The following is a 17845-nucleotide window of genomic DNA, read 5'->3' as shown; positions in this document are numbered from 1 at the left end:
GGCCTATACGACACGACTTCATAGGGTCTTCCAAATACATTATATGCCAACAAACTTGGTGTTGATGACACTATTTTAAACAAGGGTAGGGGTAACTCGAGACTCACTTGATATAACAAAATGATTTCTAGGGAGAAAAGGGGGCCTTAACTATGGTCAGCGAAGGGGCTTTTTTTGTATTATTCCCCTCTTGACCTTATTTAGCCTAAAGGCTCCTGTACCGGGAGTGGTGACGAGGAAGACATGCAACAGCTTGAAGAAGTAGTCGGCCAAGCCAGAGCCGAAATTGAGGGCGTAAGCGACATCGCCGCCCTCGACGAAATCCGGGTCAAATATCTGGGTAAAAAGGGCTTTTTTACCGAGCAGATGAAGGGCCTGGGGGCCTTGTCTGCCGAAGAGCGTCCCGCCGCGGGCGCCGTGATCAACCAAGCCAAACAGCAGGTTCAGGATGCCCTGAACGAGCGCCGTGAAGCTCTCGAAGTTGCCGTGCTGAACCAGAAGCTGGCTGCTGAGACCATCGACGTCAGCCTGCCGGGCCGCCGCATCGAGAATGGCGGTCTGCACCCGGTGACTCGCACCATTGAGCGTATCGAACGCCTGTTTGGCGAGATGGGCTTCAAGGTTGCCCGTGGTCCCGAGATTGAAGATGGTTTCCACAACTTCGATGCGCTGAATATTCCGGCTCACCATCCGGCGCGTACCGATCACGATACCTTCTACTTCAATCCTGACCTGATGCTGCGTACCCACACCTCCGGTGTGCAGATCCGCACCATGGAACATCAGCAGCCGCCGATCCGCATCATCGCGCCGGGCCGCGTCTATCGTAACGACTATGACATGACCCACACCCCGATGTTCCATCAGGTTGAAGGTCTGCTGGTTGACGAACATGCCAGCTTCACCGAGCTGAAAGGGATCCTGCACGACTTCCTGCGCAACTACTTCGAGGAAGACTTGACCATTCGCTTCCGTCCTTCCTATTTCCCGTTCACCGAGCCGAGCGCTGAAGTCGACGTGATGGGCAAGAACGGCAAGTGGCTGGAAGTGCTGGGCTGCGGCATGGTGCACCCGAACGTGCTGCGTTCGGTCGGTATCGATCCGGAAAAATACTCCGGCTTTGCCTTCGGCATGGGCGTTGAGCGCCTGACCATGCTGCGCTACGGGGTCAACGACCTGCGTGCCTTCTTCGAAAACGACCTGCGCTTCCTCAAGCAGTTCAAGTAAGGGCGAGAGAACATGAAATTCAGTAAATCCTGGGTGATGGAGTGGGTCCGCACCGAGTTGAGTGACAATGCACTGGCCGAGCAGATCACCATGGCCGGTCTGGAAGTGGACGCCGTGGAAGCGGTGGCTGGCCAGTTCAACAATGTGGTGGTGGGTGAAGTGGTCGAGTGCGCCCAGCATCCGGACGCCGACAAACTGCGGGTGACCAAGGTCAACGTGGGCGAGGCCGAGCTGCTGGACATCGTCTGCGGCGCGCCGAACTGCCGTCAGGGCTTGAAAGTGTGCGTGGCCAAAGTAGGGGCGACCCTGCCGGGTGATTTCACCATCAAGAAAGCCAAGCTGCGTGGCCAGCCGTCCCACGGCATGCTCTGCTCCTTCAGCGAGCTGGGTATCGACGTCGAAGCCGATGGCATCATCGAGCTGCCGCTGGATGCGCCTATCGGCACCGATATCCGCGAATACCTCGCGCTCAACGATGTCAGCATCGACGTGGATCTGACCCCGAACCGTGCCGATTGCCTCGGCATCGCGGGTCTGGCCCGTGAAATCGGCGTGCTCAACAGCGTTGACGTGGTCGAGCCGACCTGGGCGCCTGCTGTTGCCACTATCGACGCTACCTTCCCGATCCGGGTTGAAGCAACCGCCGATTGCCCCCGTTATTTGGGCCGCGTCATCAAGGGGTTGAACCTGCAGGCTCAGAGCCCGCTCTGGATGCAAGAGAAGCTGCGTCGTGGCGGCATTCGTTCCATCGATGCCATCGTCGACATCACCAACTACCTGCTGCTGGAATACGGTCAGCCGATGCACGCCTTCGATCTGGCAACGCTGGAAGGGGAACTGGTGGTGCGCCGTGCCCATGCGGATGAGCCGATGACCCTGCTTGACGGCAACGAAGTGAAGCTTAAAGAGACCACCCTGGTGATTGCCGATGCCAAAGGCCCTGCCTGCATGGCCGGTATCTTCGGCGGCGATCGCACCGGTGTGTCCGAGACCACCACCGACATCCTGCTGGAGTGCGCCTTCTTCGCACCGCTCTCCATCACCGGTCGTGCCCGTGCCTACGGTCTGCACACCGACTCCTCCCACCGCTTTGAGCGTGGGGTGGACCCCGAGCTGCAAGCCAAGGTGATGGATCGTGCCACTCGTCTGCTGCTAGATATCTGCGGCGGCGAAGCCGGCCCGGTCATCGAAGTCAAATCCGACGCCCATCTGCCGAAAGCGGCACCCATCAAGCTGCGTCGCACCAAGCTCGACAAGGTGATCGGTATCAGCGTGGCAGATGCTCAGGTGGTCGAGATCCTGACTCGCCTCGGCATGCAGGTCACTGTGGATGCTGACGGTTGGACTGCGCTGGCGCCCTCCTGGCGTTTCGATATCGCGATTGAGGAAGACCTCATCGAGGAAGTGGCCCGCATCTACGGCTACAACAACATCCCGAACCTGAAACCCGCAGCCTCTCTGGCGATGGTGGAGCAGGCAGAAGGGCAGGTGACCTTGAAGCGCGTGCGTGACCTGCTGGTTGATCGCGGCTTCCAGGAAGCGATCACCTATAGCTTCGTCGATCCCAAGACCCAGCAAACCCTGTTCCCGCAGAGCGATGCCATCGTGCTGCCTAACCCGATTTCGGTCGAGATGTCCGCCATGCGTGTCTCTCTGTTCCCGGGTCTGGTGCAGGCCGTGGTTTACAACCAGAACCGTCAGCAGCCGCGGGTGCGTCTGTTCGAGCAGGGTCTGCGCTTCATCAAGGACGAAAATGCCGAGAACGGCATCCGTCAGGAGCCGATGCTGGCCGGTATCATCACCGGCAACCAGAGCGACGAGCATTGGGACATCAAAACCCGCGCCGCCGACTTCTTTGATTTGAAAGGGGATCTTGAAGCGGTGCTGGATCTGACCGCCGAAGGGGCCACCTTTACCTTCGAGCGTGCCGAGCACAGTGCCCTGCATCCGGGTCAGAGCGCTGCCATTCTGCGCAATGGCGTGGTGATTGGCCACATTGGCGTGATCCACCCGAGCCTCGAGAAGAAGTTGGGCCTCAAGAGCCGCGCCGTCATGTTCGAACTGGAGCTGGACAAGCTGACCCCTGCCAAAGTACCGGTTGCTGCTGAAGTATCCAAGTTCCCGGCTAACCGTCGTGACATCGCAGTGGTGGTTGATCGTCAGGTTCTGGCAGGGGATGTTCTGGCAGTAATTAAAAAAGTTGGCGGAAATCAGGTAGTTGGAATAAACTTGTTTGACGTATACCAGGGTGCTGGTATGGCCGAGGACAAGAAGAGCCTGGCCATCAGTCTTGTTCTGCAAGATACCCAGCGCACCCTGGAGGAGAAAGAGATTGCCGAGACCGTAGACAATGTCGTGCGGGCCCTTGGTGAAGAGTTGAATGCATCCTTGAGGGATTGATCTATGGCGCTTACCAAAGCCGACATTGCAGAGCACCTGTTCACCCAGCTCGGGATGAGCAAGCGTGAAGCCAAAGATATGGTGGAAGCCTTCTTTGAAGAGATCAGACAAGCGCTTGAGCGTGGTGAACAAGTCAAAATCTCAGGCTTCGGTAACTTTGACCTTCGTGAGAAGAATCAGCGTCCCGGACGTAACCCCAAGACAGGCGAAGATATTCCTATCAGTGCCCGCCGCGTGGTGACCTTCCGGCCTGGCCAGAAACTCAAGGCCAGGGTAGAAAATGTTGAACCCAACGAGTGATAAAAAGCCAGGCAAATGCCTGGCTTTTACTTATCGATGATAAAAAGATCCCTGTTACTGTTGGGAGCCATGCTGGCCATGCCACTGCAGGCCATGATGCTTCCTCTCGATCCGGCAACTCAGGCCTACCTTCGCTCCATCAAAGAGCTCAAGGTGTGCTACCCGGCTGCACTTCCCCCGCCCTATGTCACCCCTGATGGTGGCTTGCTAAAAGATCGTCTGCTCCGTCTTGCTGATATGTTGCCTGTGCCACTGAAACTCTCCGAGATGGCCGATTGGCAGGCTGCCCGCGCCGCCTTGCTGCGTGGTTCATGCGACATTATCCCCCATATCGGAACCCTGGGTAGAGAGGAGAGCGGCCTGCTGGTAAGCCGTCCCATGATGGAGACGGATGCCGCCATTCTCTATCGGGGCGATCTTCATCAGGCAACGTTTCTGGTCTCTTCCGCCACGGATACCAGCGCAATTTTGCGTGAACTGCATCCGGGGGCTGAGCTCAGAACCCTGAGGAGAGGGGAGAGTATCTACTCAGCTCTTGAGGGGGAGAAGGACACCGCCTATCTGGGGGACTATCTCCAGCTGCGCTACCTGATGCGCGAGTATCCTGCCGACGGCTTGCGTCTGCGCCGTCTGCTGGGTGATGAGCGGGTGGTCAGCTATCGCCTGATGATGCGCAACGATCCCGAGCTGGCCAAGTTTGTCGATACCCTCATTCGCTATATGCCCGCCGGTACCCTCTATACCGACTTGAGCCGCTACATGGATCAGGGGGCGCTCTATATCAACCGGCTCCATTTCAATGACGCCGAACAGGCCTGGCTTTCTGGCAGAAGGCGGGTTGTGCGTCTGGTGATGAACCCGCAGTTGATGCCCTACAGCGGCATCAACGACCAAGGGGAAGCAAAAGGGTGGAGCGTAGATATCCTGAACTGGGTAACTCAGGAGAGTGGCCTCAAATATATGCTGGTGCCGGCAGCCACCAAGGCCGAGGCGATAGAGAAACTGCGTAGCGGTGAGGCCGACATGATGGCAGGTTTGCCGGAGTCTCCCGAGCTCGCCGATGACTTTACTTTCAGCCGGATGATCTCCATCAACCGCTTTGCCCTGATCAGCAAGCGTACCATCAGCGCAGACAAATTCTCCCAGCTGGGCAAACAGCGGATCCTGGTACCGGAATCACTCTACGATCCTTCTCTGTTGGCGCAGTTGGGTGATCAGGAATGGGTCCGCACCGATGACCTGAGCCAGGGCATCGCGCTGCTGCAGCAAGGCAAGGCTGACGCCATGCTGAGCGAGCTGTACCAGTTGCAATATCCCCAGCGCACCCATCAGCTGGAAGGGCTTCAGATCAAGGAGCTGGATGACAGATTCGGACTCGGCTTTGCCATTCGCAAGGATCAGACCGAGCTGGCCGGCGTGATAGACAGAAACCTGATGGCCTTGACCAATACCCAGATCGATGAACTCAACCAGCGTTGGCGCCGTCTGGTGGTGATGCAGCAATCCGGAGTCAGTTATGGTGCCTGGTTTGGTTCCATCGCGCTGGCGCTGCTGATCAGTGGCATCGTGATCGGGGTGATCTGGCGCTCGCGCCAGCAGCTGGCCCGTGAGGTCGCTCAGCGGCTGGCGGCAGAAAAAGCGCTGGCAATCGAAAGTGAGCTGCGCGAAACCATGTTTCAGGCCCTTCCTGTTCCCGTCTATTTGCGCAACGAGCAGGGAAGGGTGATCAAATCCAACAAGCAGGGACATCGGCTTTCACTGCGTTATGGCGCGGAACTGTTGCTGCCCGAGGTGCAATCACAAAAGAGCGAAGGGGTGCTGAACCTTGGCGAGCAGGTGTTTGCCTATGTGCAGCATCCGCTGCGACTGGAGAAGCAGGCGCCAGCGACCGATCTCATTGCCTTGTCTGATATAAGCGCTCTGCGGCAACAGGCGCGCATCCTGCGTCAGGCTGAGCGGCGGCTGCGAGCATTGACCAATACCGTGCCCGGGGTGGTGCTGCAATTCCTCCTGGTTCAAGAGAGCGTGGCTACCATCGAGTTCATCAGCCGCGGCTGTTACGAGCTGTTGGGGCTGGCCAGCCAGCAGATCCGACGTGAACCGGCTCGGGTGCTTGATCTGCTGGAGCGTGAAGATCTGCAACAGGCGCGCAGCACCATGTTCGCCATGCTGCATGAGGGCAAGCCCTTTGTCTGTAACCTGCGCTATCACCATCCCGAGCAGGGTCTGCGCTGGTTGCAGCTCTCTGGGCGTGGTCGCAGCCAACCACAGGGGTGGCGCATCTATGCGGTTATGCAGGATGTGACGGCGCGGGTTGAACAGGAGCAGGCTCTGCAACTCTCTCATGAAGAGGCACAGCAGGCGGTGCAGGCCAAGGGACGTTTTCTGGCGGCCATCAGCCACGAGATCCGCACTCCGATGAACGCCATTCTCGGCCTGCTGGAGTGGCTCGCCAGCACCCCGCTCTCCCAGGAGCAGGGCTCGGCGCTGGCCCGGATCCGTCAGGCCGGGGACGAGTTGCTCGGCCTGCTTAACGACGTGCTCGATTTCAGCCGCAATGAGAACAGTACCCTGTCGCTCTCGCCACAGCCGACCGATTTCACCGAGCTGTGCGAACACGTGGCGGCAGTGCACTGGACCAAGGCCAGAGCCAAGCAGCTGCAATTGCGTTTGCAGCTTGATCCGGCGATGCCCGCCTTGCAGACCCTCGATCCCCATCGCATCCAGCAGGTTCTGCACAACCTGCTCTCCAATGCCATCAAGTTCAGCCATCGTGGCGAGGTGGTGCTGTGGGCCGAGAGTATGGGCTCGACCCTTCGTTTTGGTGTGGACGATCAGGGGCCGGGTATTACCGACGAGATGCGGCCAACCCTCTTCATGCCGTTTGAACAGTTCGCGGTGGCGGGGCAGCTGAGGGCGCCGGGGACCGGCCTCGGGCTCGCCATCTGCAAGCAGCTTATCGAGCAGATGGGGGGGCTCATAGATGTCGAACCCAGAACGGGAGGTGGCAGCCGCTTCTTCTGCGAGTTGCCCCTCAAACTGCTCAAACAGGCGCATCATTGGCAGCCCAAGGTGCGAGAGCTGGCACTCTCACTGCCTCCCGATGAGGTGAAGCAACTCGTTCCCTGGCTCGCAAGATTCGGGGTTGAGGTATCTGGCGCGGCAAACCACAGGTTGCAGGCTCAGGTCGATGAGAAGGGATTTTATTACTGGGAGTGGCTGGGGGAGCCCTGGGTTCCCGGTACCGTCATCAATCTGTTGCAACCCAGGCTTGATGTCGCAGAGCCCTCTTCGGCAACCCGCCCCGGTCTTGGCATGCGGGTGTTGCTGGTAGAAGATCACGATGTCAACCGGGAGCTGATCAAGCTACAGCTGGGGCAGCTGGGAGCCGAGGTGCTGACCGCTGCCAATGGCCAGCTGGCGCTCGATGTGCTGGCTGATCACGCAGTGGATCTGGTATTGACCGATCTGCAGATGCCGGTCATGAATGGCGCCGATCTCTGCCGCAGGCTGCGTGGCTCACCTCGCTGGCGCACTCTGCCTGCCTATGTGATTACTGCAGATCTCAGTGAACAGGCAGCAATCGAGCTGCAATCGTGCGGATGCAACGGGCATCTCGACAAGCCTGTCGCGTTAAGGGAGCTGGCGGCCATGCTTCACCAGCTTGGCAAGAAAGAGGGGGGGGGGGCCGAGGCTTCATCTGCTTCATCGCTGCTCTCAAAAGAGCTGGCACAGCTCTATCTGGATACAACCAGAGCCGATCTGGCGGCTCTGGAGCAGAGTCTGACAAATAAGGATGAGCAAGGGGTGAATGCCGCTTTACACAAATTGAAAGGGGCCGCCAGAATGGTAGGAGCAACCGCCATTGTCACTGTCATTGACGAGTGGCAGCAATCGAAGCACAGCGAATTGACTGTCAGGTTAACCCGGGCGCTGGATGGGGTCAGCCAGCATTTGACCAAGAGGGCTGAAGATGATCATCACTGATGAAGAACTGCTGGCGCTGCTTAACTCGGAAGATCCCGGGTTGGCCGGTTTTCGTCCTATTGCGCTCTATGCTCTCGATTGCGCCTCTTACGAGATGGCCAAGCAGGCGACGCTGCCAAATTATGTGGCGCTGCACCGCACCCAGCCTGATGCCTGCTGGCAGTGGGAGGGGCTCTTCTCGGCGGGGGCCATCGCACTCTATGATCCCGACTCGCACCGTACGGCGGATTATTTTTCCCAGCTCCAGCTGCATAACGGTATCTACGCCATTGAAGAGGATTGGCAGGGAGGTTTGCTCTCCAGCGATCAGGCGTGGAGCAACTGGCTTGCCGCCAGCCGGATCCTGCTGCTGGAAGATCACCCGTTTCAGGGGATGCAGTTGCAGCAAACCATCGCCGGACTGGGGCTGACCTGTCACTGGGTGCAGGATGAGCAAGCCTGCCTTGCTGCGTTGGGTGAGGGGAGCACTCGTCTGCTCATCTGTGATCTCAGTCTGGTGGATCAGGATGCCATCAGCCTGCTGATGGGACAGCCACAGTTGCAGTCAGACGGACTGCCGATCATTTTGCTCTCCGCCCATGAGCAGACCCTGATCGACGGTGCTCGTCGCCTGCTGCACGATGCCGGCTTCAATATTCTGGCGGCACTGGCCAAACCGCTTGATTCCGATGAACTGCTCAGGTTGCTGCGCGGTCTCTATCTTGGCCCGCTGCGCCAGCGCCGACTGAGCGGTCAGCGCCGCACCATCACGACCTGGCAGGGTCAGGTACTGGGACAACTTGGCTTGCTCTCTAGCCCCACCACTTCAGCACCGGTCTGGCTGGCCGTGAGCGGCTTGCCCCCTCGTTGGGAGCGGCTCAAGGAGTGGCTGGCGGAGCAGTCGCGAACCCCATCCGAGCTGACGCTGCTTATCCATCGCCGTGATCACCTGCTCAGCAATCCGGATCGTTTTGCGCTGGTGCTGCAGGCCAGTCTGGCGGGGAGCAAGCTGGCGCTACTGCTCGACAACAACCAGCATCTGCCGTTCGATCTGCTGGAGCGGCTGCCGCTGCAATCCTTGCTGCTGGGGCAGGGGATGCTCTCCGATATCGAGTCGTTGAGCGCCGATTCGCTGCTTGGCCGCTTTATGGCGCGGGTGCGGGAACTCGGAGTCGACATCTATCTGGATGACCCCTACAACCTGCTTGATGTCGAGATGTGGCAAGAGCGCGGTATCGCGGGGCGCTGGTAGCCCATGCCCCGCTATCTCTGCTGGCCCATGCAGCGGGAGCGTCTGGCCAAAGGGCTGGAGGGGTGGCCTTATCCGGTGGCCCGCTCGGCCCTGCCGATTGCAATGAATCTCTCCGGGGAAGCCTGTCTGCTGCGCGAGCAGCTCGGGGTCGAGTCGGCGCAGATGCTGGCCGCCTATGAGGATCTCAGCGCCCAGAGTATCTATCTGCGTTTCATGCGGGCCAAGAGAACCCCCTCGCCAGAGCTGGTATCACACTTTCTCGACTACAACCCGGAGCAGCAGATTGCCCTGTTGCTGACGGATATGGCGGGACGTCCGCTGGCACAAGCCCAATCCATTCGTCGCCGCCTTCATCCTGATCGGGCTGAATTTTCCTGCATCGTGGCGGATCACTTTCAGCACCGCGGGGCGGGGCGACGGATCTTGCTGGCGCTGGCCCTGCTCGCCAGGGCCGAGGGGATTGCCGAGTGGACGGCCGAAGTGCTGGCCCAGAATCGCCCCATGTTGCTGATGCTCAAGCGGTTAGGGCTGCCGCTGACTCTGGTGACCGGTCGCGAGATGGTCTTTGCGCGCCTCGATTTGAGCGTGCTGGACGAGTGGCTGCCAGCAGAGGTTGTCTACGCCATGACTAAGACCAAGGGCGAATAGAGCCACTTTTTACCCTGTGCTAAGGTCACATCTACTGCGCAGGGAGAGACGGAGCATGTTATGGGGCAGACAATCAAAAATATCGTGATCCTCACCGGAGCGGGGATCTCTGCCGAGTCGGGGATCAAGACCTTCCGCGCCTGCGACGGTTTGTGGGAGGAGCACCGCGTCGAGGATGTGGCAACGCCGGAAGGGTATGCCAGAGATCCGGAACTGGTGCAGCGCTTTTACAACTCCCGCCGCAAACAGCTCCAGCAACCCCAGGTGCACCCCAATCCTGCCCACTATGCGCTGGCTCGTCTCGAGCGTCTTTTCCCCGGCACCGTGACCCTGGTGACCCAGAATATCGACAACCTGCACGAGAGCGCAGGGAGCAAGAACCTGATCCACATGCATGGCGAACTGCTCAAGGCCCGCTGTCCCGAGTCCGGTCAGGTTATAGAGTGGCGTGGCGATCTTCATCAGGAGGAGTTCTGCTCCTGTTGCCAGTTCCCCCAGCCGCTGCGCCCCCACGTGGTCTGGTTTGGCGAAATGCCGATCGGGCTTGATCGCATCTACAGCGCGCTGGCCCAGTGTGATCTCTTTATCTCCATCGGCACCTCGGGGGCTGTCTATCCGGCTGCCGGTTTTGTGCACGAGGCGGGGTTGAATGGTGCTCACACCATAGAGCTCAATCTCGAGCCGAGCGAGGTGGGCAGCCAGTTTGACGAAAAACGCTACGGGCCAGCCTCCCTGTTGGTGCCGGCCTATGTGGATGAACTGCTCGAAGTGTGCGGCATCCATCAGCCCAGACAGATCGAGGGGCACAACTGGATGGAGATGCGCGACCGCTAGAGGCGGCGGCAAAGAGAAAGGCGACTGTGAGTCGCCTTTTTTGTTGTTATCTACTTTTGCTTCGGCGGCCAGGGGGCGCAGGATTGCCTGATCACCAAGTCAGGGTCAACAGTGATCAGGTGGTCTGCAACAGCCTCGCCGTTGATGCGAGCCAACAGGCGGGTGACGGCGAGGCGCCCCAGCTCCTCTTTGGGCTGGTTGACGGTAGTGAGCGGCGGCGACATAAATTCGGCCAGCGCCACATTGTCATAGCCGACGATGGAGATATCCCGCGGGATCACCAGCCCCGCCTGATGGGCGGCACTGATGGCTCCCATCGCCATCATGTCGTTGCAGACAAAGAGGGCGGTGGGGCGCTCGGGCAATGCCAGCAGACGAGTCATCGCCTGATGGCCGCTGGCGCAGTCAAAATCCCCCTCCTGGATCCAGTCAGGATTGATGGTGAGCCCGGCCTCCTGCAGCGCCTGCTCAAAGCCTGCTTGCCGCTGGTTGGCGGGGGCGCGGCTGTGGGGACCTGTGATGCAACCGATGGCGGTATGGCCCAGCTCAATCAGATGGCGGGTTGCCAGATAACCGCCGTGGAAGGAGTTGTCGGCGATAAGATCCACATCCTCACTGACCAGCCCCCAATCCATCACCACCACCGGCAGGCTCTTGAGCCAGTCGAGCTGATTGAATACCTCTTGTTGGCCTTCGCTGCACATGATCAGCAGGCCATCGACCCGCTTGCGCAGCATCATCTTGAGGTAAGAGAGAGCGGTCTCTGCTTGCCCCTCGGTGTTGCCCAGCATCAGATTGTAGCCCTGCTCGAAGCAGTAACGCTCCACCCCGCGCACCACCTCGGCAAAGAAGGGGTTGCTGGAGGTGGTGACCAGCATGCCGATACTGTTGGTCTCCTTCACCTTGAGGCTACGGGCCACCAGGCTCGGGGCATAGTTGAGCTCGCGCATGGCCGCGAAGACCCGCTCGCGGGTCTCCTCGGAGACGAAGCGGGTCTCGTTGATGACGTGGGAGACGGTGGTGGTCGAGACCCCCGCCAGCGCCGCCACCTCCTTGATATTGGCCATCAGTGCCCCTGCGCAGTCTGCTCAAGCAGGAAGGTGTCGACCTCCGGCTTGCTCGGGATGGAGCTCTGGGCGCCGAACCGGGTGACGGAGAGCGCCGCCGCCCCGTGGGCAAAGCGCACGGCAGCGTCAAAGTCGGCGCCGGCGAGCTCGGCCGCCAGCAGGGCGCCGTTGAAGGTATCGCCTGCGGCAGTGGTATCCACCGCCTTGACCCGAAAGCCCGGGATCAGTTGTTGCTGCTTTGCGTTGCTGCAGTAAACCCCTTGCGCGCCCAGGGTGATCATCACATCCGCAATGCCCATCTGGTGGAAGCGGGCGGCCGCCTCGCGTGCGCTCGCTTCGTCGGTGACTTTTACGCCGGTCAGCAATTCGGCTTCGGTCTGGTTGGGGGTGATAAGGTCGACCAGTGCCAGCAGCTCGCTTGAGAGCGGGCGGGCCGGGGCGGGGTTGAGCACCACCCGGGTGCCGTGGGCGCGGGCCAGGCGGGCAGCTTCGTGGACGCTCTCCAGCGGCACTTCCAGCTGCAACAGCAGGGTGTGGGCGTCGGCGATCATCGCTTCGTGGTTTTTCACCACAGCAGGGGTGATGGCACCGTTGGCTTCGGCTGAGATACCGATGCTGTTCTCCCCCTCATCGCTCACATAGATGATGGCGATACCGGTCGGGAGCTTGGGATCGAGCTCGACGGCGCTGACGTCGATGCCATCTTTGGCAAAGCCGGCTTTCATCTGGTGGCCGATGGCGTCATCACCGATGCGGGCGATAAAGGAGACGGCGGCACCGAGGCGGGCGGCAGCGACTGCCTGATTGGCCCCCTTGCCACCGGGCACTACCTGATAGCTGTGGCCGGTCAGGGTTTCACCCGGGCGAGGAAAGTGGGGAACGCGCAGCACATGGTCTGCATTGACACTGCCCAGAACGACGAGACGATTCATGTTGACTACTCCTGATGCATCTTGGCTTGAACACTGTGATGGCGTGAGCTCAAGCCGGGAGGCACCTGAACGAAAGGGAAAAGGGGAGGCGAGCCTCCCCCTTGTGATTTATTTGCTGACCACTTGCAGCGGTACCGGAATGGATTTCTCGACCGGCTGACCTTTCAGCACCTTGTCGGCAGTCTCGACGCCGATGGCACCGATCAGGGCTGGTTGCTGGGCCACGGTGGCGGCCAGTTTACCCTTGGCAACGGCGGCTTTGCCATCGTCAGTGCCGTCGAAGCCGACGATCATCACCTCTTTACCGGCAGCTTGTACCGCGCGGATGGCACCCAGCGCCATCTCGTCGTTTTGGGCGAACACTGCCTGTACGGTCGGATGGGCGGCCAGCAGGTTTTCCATGACGTTCAGACCCTTGGTGCGGTCAAAGTCGGCAGGCTGGGAAGCCAGTACCTGCAGCTTGTTGGCCGCCACGGCCAGGGCAAAACCTTCACCACGGTCGCGGGCGGCGGAGGTACCGGCAATCCCTTCCAGCTGGATCACCTTGGCACCGGTACCCAGTTTTTCGGTGATGAAGTCACCGGCCAGCTTACCGCCCGCCACGTTGTCGGAGGCAATGTGGGCCTTGACCTCACCCTGCGCAGCGCCACGGTCCAGGGTCAGTACCGGAATGCTGGCACGGTTGGCCAGACGGATAGCGTTGCCGACTGCTTCGGAGTCGGTGGGGTTGATCAGGATGGCGCCGACCTTGCGCACGGTGAGATCTTCCATGTTGGAGAGCTCTTTGGCCGGGTCATTCTGGGAGTCCAGTACCACCAGCTCGTAGCCAAGCTCCTTGGCTTTGGCTTCGGCACCCTCTTTCATGGTGACGAAGAAGGGGTTGTTGAGGGTGGAGACCACCATCGCCAGGGTTTGATCGGCGGCATGGGCGGTGCCCAGCACGGACATGATGGCGGCAGCGAGCAGGGTATTGAGCTTTTTCATCATTTCATTCCTTGTGTGTGGCTTGTCTTATCAACGATTGCTTTTGTTATCGATCATCACGGCAAGCAAGATCACGCTGGCCTTGGCGATCATCTGGTAATAGGAGGATACGTCGAGCAGGTTGAGGGCGTTGTTGAGGAAGCCGATGATCAAGGCACCGATCAGGGTCCCCATGATGCGGCCCTTGCCGCCCATCAGGCTGGTACCACCCAGCACCACAGCGGCGATGGCATCCAGCTCGTAACCCATGCCCGCCGTCGGCTGGGCAGAGGAGAGACGAGAGGTAACGATAAGCCCTGCCAGCGCCGAGAGCGCGCCGCACAGACCATACACCGCCAGCTTCACCCGATCCACATTGATACCGGAGAGACGGGTGGCAGACTCGTTACCGCCCAGGGCGTAGATGTAGCGACCGAGACGGGTGTGGTTGAGCATGAACCAGGCGAGCAGGAAGACGATGGCCATCAGCCAGATGGGCACCGGCAGACCGAACAGGTAACCGGTACCGAGCCAGGCGAAGTGATCGGCGCCGTCACTGAAACCGGTGGAGATGGGGCGCCCCTCGGTATAGACCATGGTGATGCCGCGCAGGGCGGTCATGGTGACCAGGGTGGCGATAAATGCCTGCACCTTGCCCTTGGCAATGATAAGACCGCTGACGCCACCCAGCAGGGCACCGGCACCCAGAGTGAGGGGCACCACCAGCCAGATCGGCAGCTCCATGGCGACCATGGTGGCGGCCAGCGCGCCGCACAGGGCCAGTACCGAGCCGACCGACAGATCGATACCGGCGGTAAGGATAACCAGCGTCATACCGACCGCCATGATAGCGTTGACCGAGGTTTGGCGCAGGATGTTGAGTAGGTTGTCGGCGGTGAAGAAGTTGGGGCTCAGAAAGGAGACCACACCAATCAGGACCAGCAGCGCGACCAGGGATTTGTTCTCGATCCACCACGCCTTGCTCATGACGCCACGGCGGGAAAGGGTTTGGGTTGTCATTGGGATGCCTCTTGCTCTGCTTGCCACTGTTTACCGACTGCCGCCGCCATCAGCTTCTCCTGATTGGCATCGCGGGTGTTGAACTCTGCGCTGATGCGCCCTTCGTGCATCACCATGATGCGATCACTCATGCCGAGCACTTCCGGCATCTCGGAGGAGACCAGAATGATGCTCATCCCCTCCTTCTTGAACTGGTTGATCAGCTGATAGATCTCCTTCTTCGCCCCCACGTCGACGCCGCGGGTCGGCTCGTCGAGGATCAGCACTTTTGGCCTTGTCAGCAGCCCCTTGGCGATGGCCACCTTCTGTTGGTTGCCGCCGGAGAGCAGTTTTATCAGCTGATCCTGACTCGGGGTCTTGATGTTGAAGAGGCGGACATAGTCGCTCACCGCCTGCCGTTCGGCCTTGCCGTCGATCTTGCCGTTGCTGATGAACTCGTCGAGGGCGCAGAGACTCATGTTTTCGCGCACCGAAAGCTCCAGCACCAGCCCATCACCCTTGCGATCTTCGGAGATATAGGCGATGCCTGCGGCCAACCCGTCGGCCGGGCTTTTGGGCACCAGAGCATGACCGTCCACAGCCACTTCACCGGCGCTGATGGGGCTGGCGCCATAGATAAGCTTCATCAGCTCGGTGCGGCCGGAGCCCATCAGGCCGCTAAAACCCAGAATTTCCCCCTGACGCAGGGAGAAGCTCACCCCGCGCACGCCGGGACCGGCCAGATCCTTCACCTGCAGGCTGACGGGGCCGAGCTCGCGTTCAAGGCGCGGGTACTGCTCTTCCAGACGGCGACCCACCATCATCTCGATGATCTTGTCCTCATCCAGATCGCTCACCGCCTTCTCGCCGATCCACTTGCCATCGCGCAGCACGGTGACCCGATCGCAGATCTCGAAGATCTCTTTGAGGCGGTGGGAGATATAGACGATGCCGCAACCCTGCTCACGCAGCTCGCGGATAACCTTGAACAGCTGCTCGGTCTCGGTATCGGTCAACGCATCGGTGGGTTCATCCATGATGATGACGCTGGCATCAAACGACAGCGCCTTGGCGATCTCCACCATCTGCTGTTCGCCGATGGAGAGATCCCCTAGCCGGGTATCCGGCCCGTGTTTGACACCAAGTCGCGCCAGCAGGCCGCTCGCCCGCTCGCGCAGCTGTTTGTGGTCAATGCTGCCAAAACGGGTGCGCGGTTCGCGACCGAGGAAGATGTTGGCGGCAATAGACAACTCCGGCAGCAGGTTCAGCTCCTGATGGATGATGCTGATCCCCTGATCCTGAGAGTCGCGCGGCCCCTTGAAGTGAACCGGTTGACCGCGATAGCTGACGCTGCCCGCATCGGCCTGATAGATGCCGGTCAGCACCTTCATCAGGGTGGATTTGCCGGCGCCATTTTCACCGAGTAGGGCCATCACCTGGCCCGGATAGACCCGCAGACCCGCTTCGTCGAGGGCGCGTACACCGGGGAAGGTCTTGACGATCCCGGTCAGCTCCAGAATGGGTGAGAGGGGGGAGGTTGTGCTCATTTGCAGCTTCCTTGAAGAGGCTTAAAACGCCACACCGGCGCAGAGGATCAGGTTGGCGTAGGGAGTCACCTCGCCGCTGCGCACGATCGCCTTGCTCTGGCGGGAGCGGGTTTTGAACTCCTCATGCAGGCAGTATTCGATGGCGATGGGCTTGCCCTGGGCGGCTGCGTGGGCCTCAAGCTGATCGACCAGCGCCTGATGGGCGGCGGGGCTGATCTGCTTGATCTCGGTCGCCATGATCACCTTCTCCACCACCAGATCGGTAAGCAGGGCGCTCAGCACGGTTTCGAGGCTGGGGGTGCCCGCCATCAACGCCAGATCGATCCGCTCCGGCCCTGCCGGAATGGGCAAGCCTGCATCGCAGACGGTGATCTCGTCGGTGTGACCCATCTGTGCTACCAGAGCACTCAGGGGAGCATTGAGCAGTACGCCTCGTTTCATACAGCACCTCATCAGGCTTTCGCCATCGCAGTTTCTTATTAGGCAACCGGTTACGCAACCGGTTGCGTTATGGCGCAAAGATAGGCTTTTTAGGATGGAAGGGCCACGGCAAAACTACGGAAATGTGAAAACGATCTCAAAGGCGGGGGAGGAGAGAGAAAGAAGGGTGCCAGCAGAGCCTCGGCGCCCTTTCTATTGATTTTTTACTTAGTTGGAGAGGGCTTTGTTGACCGCCGGACGGGTCAGCATGCGCTGATAATGATCGGCAACCTTGGGGAATTCACTGATCTCGACCCCATCGCTTTTCAGCCAGCCCGCGACCACGAACAAATAGATGTCCGCCACGCTGAACTGCTCGCCGAGTACCCAGGGGCCAGCCAGATAGTGCTGCTCAATCTGGGCAAAGCCATCGCGCATATTGCTGGCGACTTTCTGCTGCATGGCGGCAATGGCCTGCTCGTCATCGGCCCAGCGGCTGCCACGGCGACCGTGGGCGTGGGAGACATGCACGGTGGAGGCGAGGAAGCTGTTGACCTCCTGCATGCGGGCCAGCAGGAACGGGTTGTCCAGCGGCGCCAGCTTGGTATCGGGGAAGCGCTGCGCCACATAGAGCAGCAGGGCCGGGGTCTCGGTCAGGGTGCCTTGCTCGGTAATAAGGGCAGGCACCCGCCCTTTGGGGTTGATGGCAAGATACGCAGGGTCACGCTGCTCCCCTGCGGCGAGGTTGACGAGACGGGGTTGGAACGGGGCATTCGCTTCCAGCAGGGTAATCTGCACGGCCATGGCACAGGTGCTGGGAGCGAAATAGAGGGTCAGATCGGACATGAATACTCCTGATTGGCTCAGGCCACCCGCGATATCGGCGAAAGATTGCTTCGCGGAGCACCACGGGCAGTCATGAAAAAAGAGAGGGGGCAACGCTTGCCCCCAACCAATCTACACCCCTGAGGGGTAATGAAAAAGCGCAGAATTAATCGGGTGGGGTAGTCTTGTCGCTTACCTAAAACTGCCGACTTTAGTCAAAAATCAAGAGCATGCAAACTTTTTGCTGACCAATATGGTCTGCATTTGATACATCTATTGATGTAGTCCGATAGCCGCTTACGGTAAGTGAAATATATCTTAGTGATAATGATTTTTGTCATTCAGATGAAAGGTTTTTTATTGTACGGTAGTTATCTTATTTCCGCATGATAAGTATTAATTACTAGTTATTCTGGGCTATGTAGGTTAGATGTAATACATATCACTCTAGCTGAGTGGATTGGA

At 59.7% G+C, this 17845-nt stretch carries 14 protein-coding genes; 7 read left to right on the top strand and 7 right to left on the bottom strand.

What is annotated here, in order from left to right:
• The first annotated feature begins 243 nt into the window (after positions 1 to 243).
• Genes pheS through cobB form a run of 7 tightly spaced genes read left to right on the top strand, consistent with a single transcriptional unit; the run spans position 244 to position 10627 of the window.
• Positions 244 to 1227 (top strand): phenylalanine--tRNA ligase subunit alpha, encoded by a 984-nt coding sequence (pheS, locus tag LG31_RS0106305; protein ID WP_016350663.1) that lies wholly within the window; start codon positions 244 to 246, stop codon positions 1225 to 1227.
• A gap of 12 nt (positions 1228 to 1239) precedes the next feature.
• Positions 1240 to 3627 carry a phenylalanine--tRNA ligase subunit beta gene (gene pheT / locus LG31_RS0106300; protein ID WP_033113637.1) on the top strand — a complete coding sequence of 796 codons (2388 nt, stop codon included), beginning with the start codon at positions 1240 to 1242 and terminating at the stop codon, positions 3625 to 3627.
• A 3-nt stretch (positions 3628 to 3630) separates the two neighbouring features.
• Positions 3631 to 3927 (top strand): integration host factor subunit alpha, encoded by a 297-nt coding sequence (gene ihfA, locus LG31_RS0106295; protein ID WP_005300715.1) that lies wholly within the window; start codon positions 3631 to 3633, stop codon positions 3925 to 3927.
• 15 nt (positions 3928 to 3942) lie between these two features.
• Positions 3943 to 7914: an ATP-binding protein gene (locus LG31_RS0106290; protein ID WP_084059557.1), complete on the top strand. Its 3972-nt coding sequence runs from the start codon at positions 3943 to 3945 to the stop codon at positions 7912 to 7914.
• On the top strand, positions 7901 to 9145 hold the full coding sequence (locus tag LG31_RS0106285) for a response regulator (protein ID WP_033113636.1): 1245 nt from the start codon (positions 7901 to 7903) through the stop codon (positions 9143 to 9145). The genes LG31_RS0106290 and LG31_RS0106285 overlap by 14 nt, the downstream gene beginning before the upstream one ends.
• A gap of 3 nt (positions 9146 to 9148) precedes the next feature.
• Positions 9149 to 9793, top strand: a complete 645-nt coding sequence (locus tag LG31_RS0106280; protein ID WP_033113635.1) for a GNAT family N-acetyltransferase — start codon at positions 9149 to 9151, stop codon at positions 9791 to 9793.
• Positions 9794 to 9853: 60 nt separating this feature from the next.
• Positions 9854 to 10627 carry a Sir2 family NAD+-dependent deacetylase gene (gene cobB, locus LG31_RS0106275; protein ID WP_033113634.1) on the top strand — a complete coding sequence of 258 codons (774 nt, stop codon included), beginning with the start codon at positions 9854 to 9856 and terminating at the stop codon, positions 10625 to 10627.
• Positions 10628 to 10677: 50 nt separating this feature from the next.
• Here the strand turns inward: cobB and LG31_RS0106270 are convergent, their stop codons facing one another.
• From LG31_RS0106270 to LG31_RS0106240, 7 genes are all read right to left on the bottom strand, one after another.
• Entirely contained in the window at positions 10678 to 11694 is a 1017-nt protein-coding gene (locus LG31_RS0106270) for a substrate-binding domain-containing protein (protein WP_033113633.1), read from the bottom strand.
• Positions 11694 to 12626, bottom strand: coding sequence for a ribokinase (gene rbsK, locus LG31_RS0106265; RefSeq protein ID WP_033113632.1), 933 nt, complete (start codon positions 12624 to 12626; stop codon positions 11694 to 11696). Before rbsK ends, LG31_RS0106270 begins: the two co-directional genes overlap by 1 nt.
• Before the next feature lie 108 nt (positions 12627 to 12734).
• Positions 12735 to 13610, bottom strand: a complete 876-nt coding sequence (rbsB, locus tag LG31_RS0106260) for a ribose ABC transporter substrate-binding protein RbsB (protein ID WP_005336672.1) — start codon at positions 13608 to 13610, stop codon at positions 12735 to 12737.
• 30 nt (positions 13611 to 13640) lie between these two features.
• Positions 13641 to 14609, bottom strand: coding sequence for a ribose ABC transporter permease (gene rbsC / locus LG31_RS0106255; protein ID WP_005336670.1), 969 nt, complete (start codon positions 14607 to 14609; stop codon positions 13641 to 13643).
• Entirely contained in the window at positions 14606 to 16135 is a 1530-nt protein-coding gene (rbsA, locus tag LG31_RS0106250) for a ribose ABC transporter ATP-binding protein RbsA (protein WP_005336668.1), read from the bottom strand. Before rbsA ends, rbsC begins: the two co-directional genes overlap by 4 nt.
• A 21-nt stretch (positions 16136 to 16156) precedes the next feature.
• Positions 16157 to 16576: a D-ribose pyranase gene (rbsD, locus tag LG31_RS0106245; RefSeq protein ID WP_033113631.1), complete on the bottom strand. Its 420-nt coding sequence runs from the start codon at positions 16574 to 16576 to the stop codon at positions 16157 to 16159.
• Positions 16577 to 16783: 207 nt separating this feature from the next.
• A complete protein-coding gene (locus LG31_RS0106240) occupies positions 16784 to 17401 on the bottom strand; it encodes a glutathione S-transferase family protein (protein WP_033113630.1) in 618 nt (205 codons plus the stop codon).
• Positions 17402 to 17845: the final 444 nt, after the last annotated feature.

The sequence above is a fragment of the Aeromonas lacus genome (assembly GCF_000764665.1).
GTDB lineage: Bacteria > Pseudomonadota > Gammaproteobacteria > Enterobacterales > Aeromonadaceae > Aeromonas > Aeromonas lacus.
This window is presented reverse-complemented; position numbering and strand designations above follow the sequence as displayed.

Bases quoted from the DNA above. Each gene is read 5' to 3' on its own strand.
- pheS (WP_016350663.1), top strand. From the start codon at position 244: ATGCAACAGCTTGAAGAAGTAGTCGGCCAAGCCAGAGCCGAAATTGAG.
- pheT (WP_033113637.1), top strand. From the start codon at position 1,240: ATGAAATTCAGTAAATCCTGGGTGATGGAGTGGGTCCGCACCGAGTTG.
- ihfA (WP_005300715.1), top strand. From the start codon at position 3,631: ATGGCGCTTACCAAAGCCGACATTGCAGAGCACCTGTTCACCCAGCTC.
- LG31_RS0106290 (WP_084059557.1), top strand. From the start codon at position 3,943: ATGCCTGGCTTTTACTTATCGATGATAAAAAGATCCCTGTTACTGTTG.
- LG31_RS0106285 (WP_033113636.1), top strand. From the start codon at position 7,901: ATGATCATCACTGATGAAGAACTGCTGGCGCTGCTTAACTCGGAAGAT.
- LG31_RS0106280 (WP_033113635.1), top strand. From the start codon at position 9,149: ATGCCCCGCTATCTCTGCTGGCCCATGCAGCGGGAGCGTCTGGCCAAA.
- cobB (WP_033113634.1), top strand. From the start codon at position 9,854: ATGGGGCAGACAATCAAAAATATCGTGATCCTCACCGGAGCGGGGATC.
- LG31_RS0106270 (WP_033113633.1), bottom strand. From the start codon at position 11,694: ATGGCCAATATCAAGGAGGTGGCGGCGCTGGCGGGGGTCTCGACCACC.
- rbsK (WP_033113632.1), bottom strand. From the start codon at position 12,626: ATGAATCGTCTCGTCGTTCTGGGCAGTGTCAATGCAGACCATGTGCTG.
- rbsB (WP_005336672.1), bottom strand. From the start codon at position 13,610: ATGAAAAAGCTCAATACCCTGCTCGCTGCCGCCATCATGTCCGTGCTG.
- rbsC (WP_005336670.1), bottom strand. From the start codon at position 14,609: ATGACAACCCAAACCCTTTCCCGCCGTGGCGTCATGAGCAAGGCGTGG.
- rbsA (WP_005336668.1), bottom strand. From the start codon at position 16,135: ATGAGCACAACCTCCCCCCTCTCACCCATTCTGGAGCTGACCGGGATC.
- rbsD (WP_033113631.1), bottom strand. From the start codon at position 16,576: ATGAAACGAGGCGTACTGCTCAATGCTCCCCTGAGTGCTCTGGTAGCA.
- LG31_RS0106240 (WP_033113630.1), bottom strand. From the start codon at position 17,401: ATGTCCGATCTGACCCTCTATTTCGCTCCCAGCACCTGTGCCATGGCC.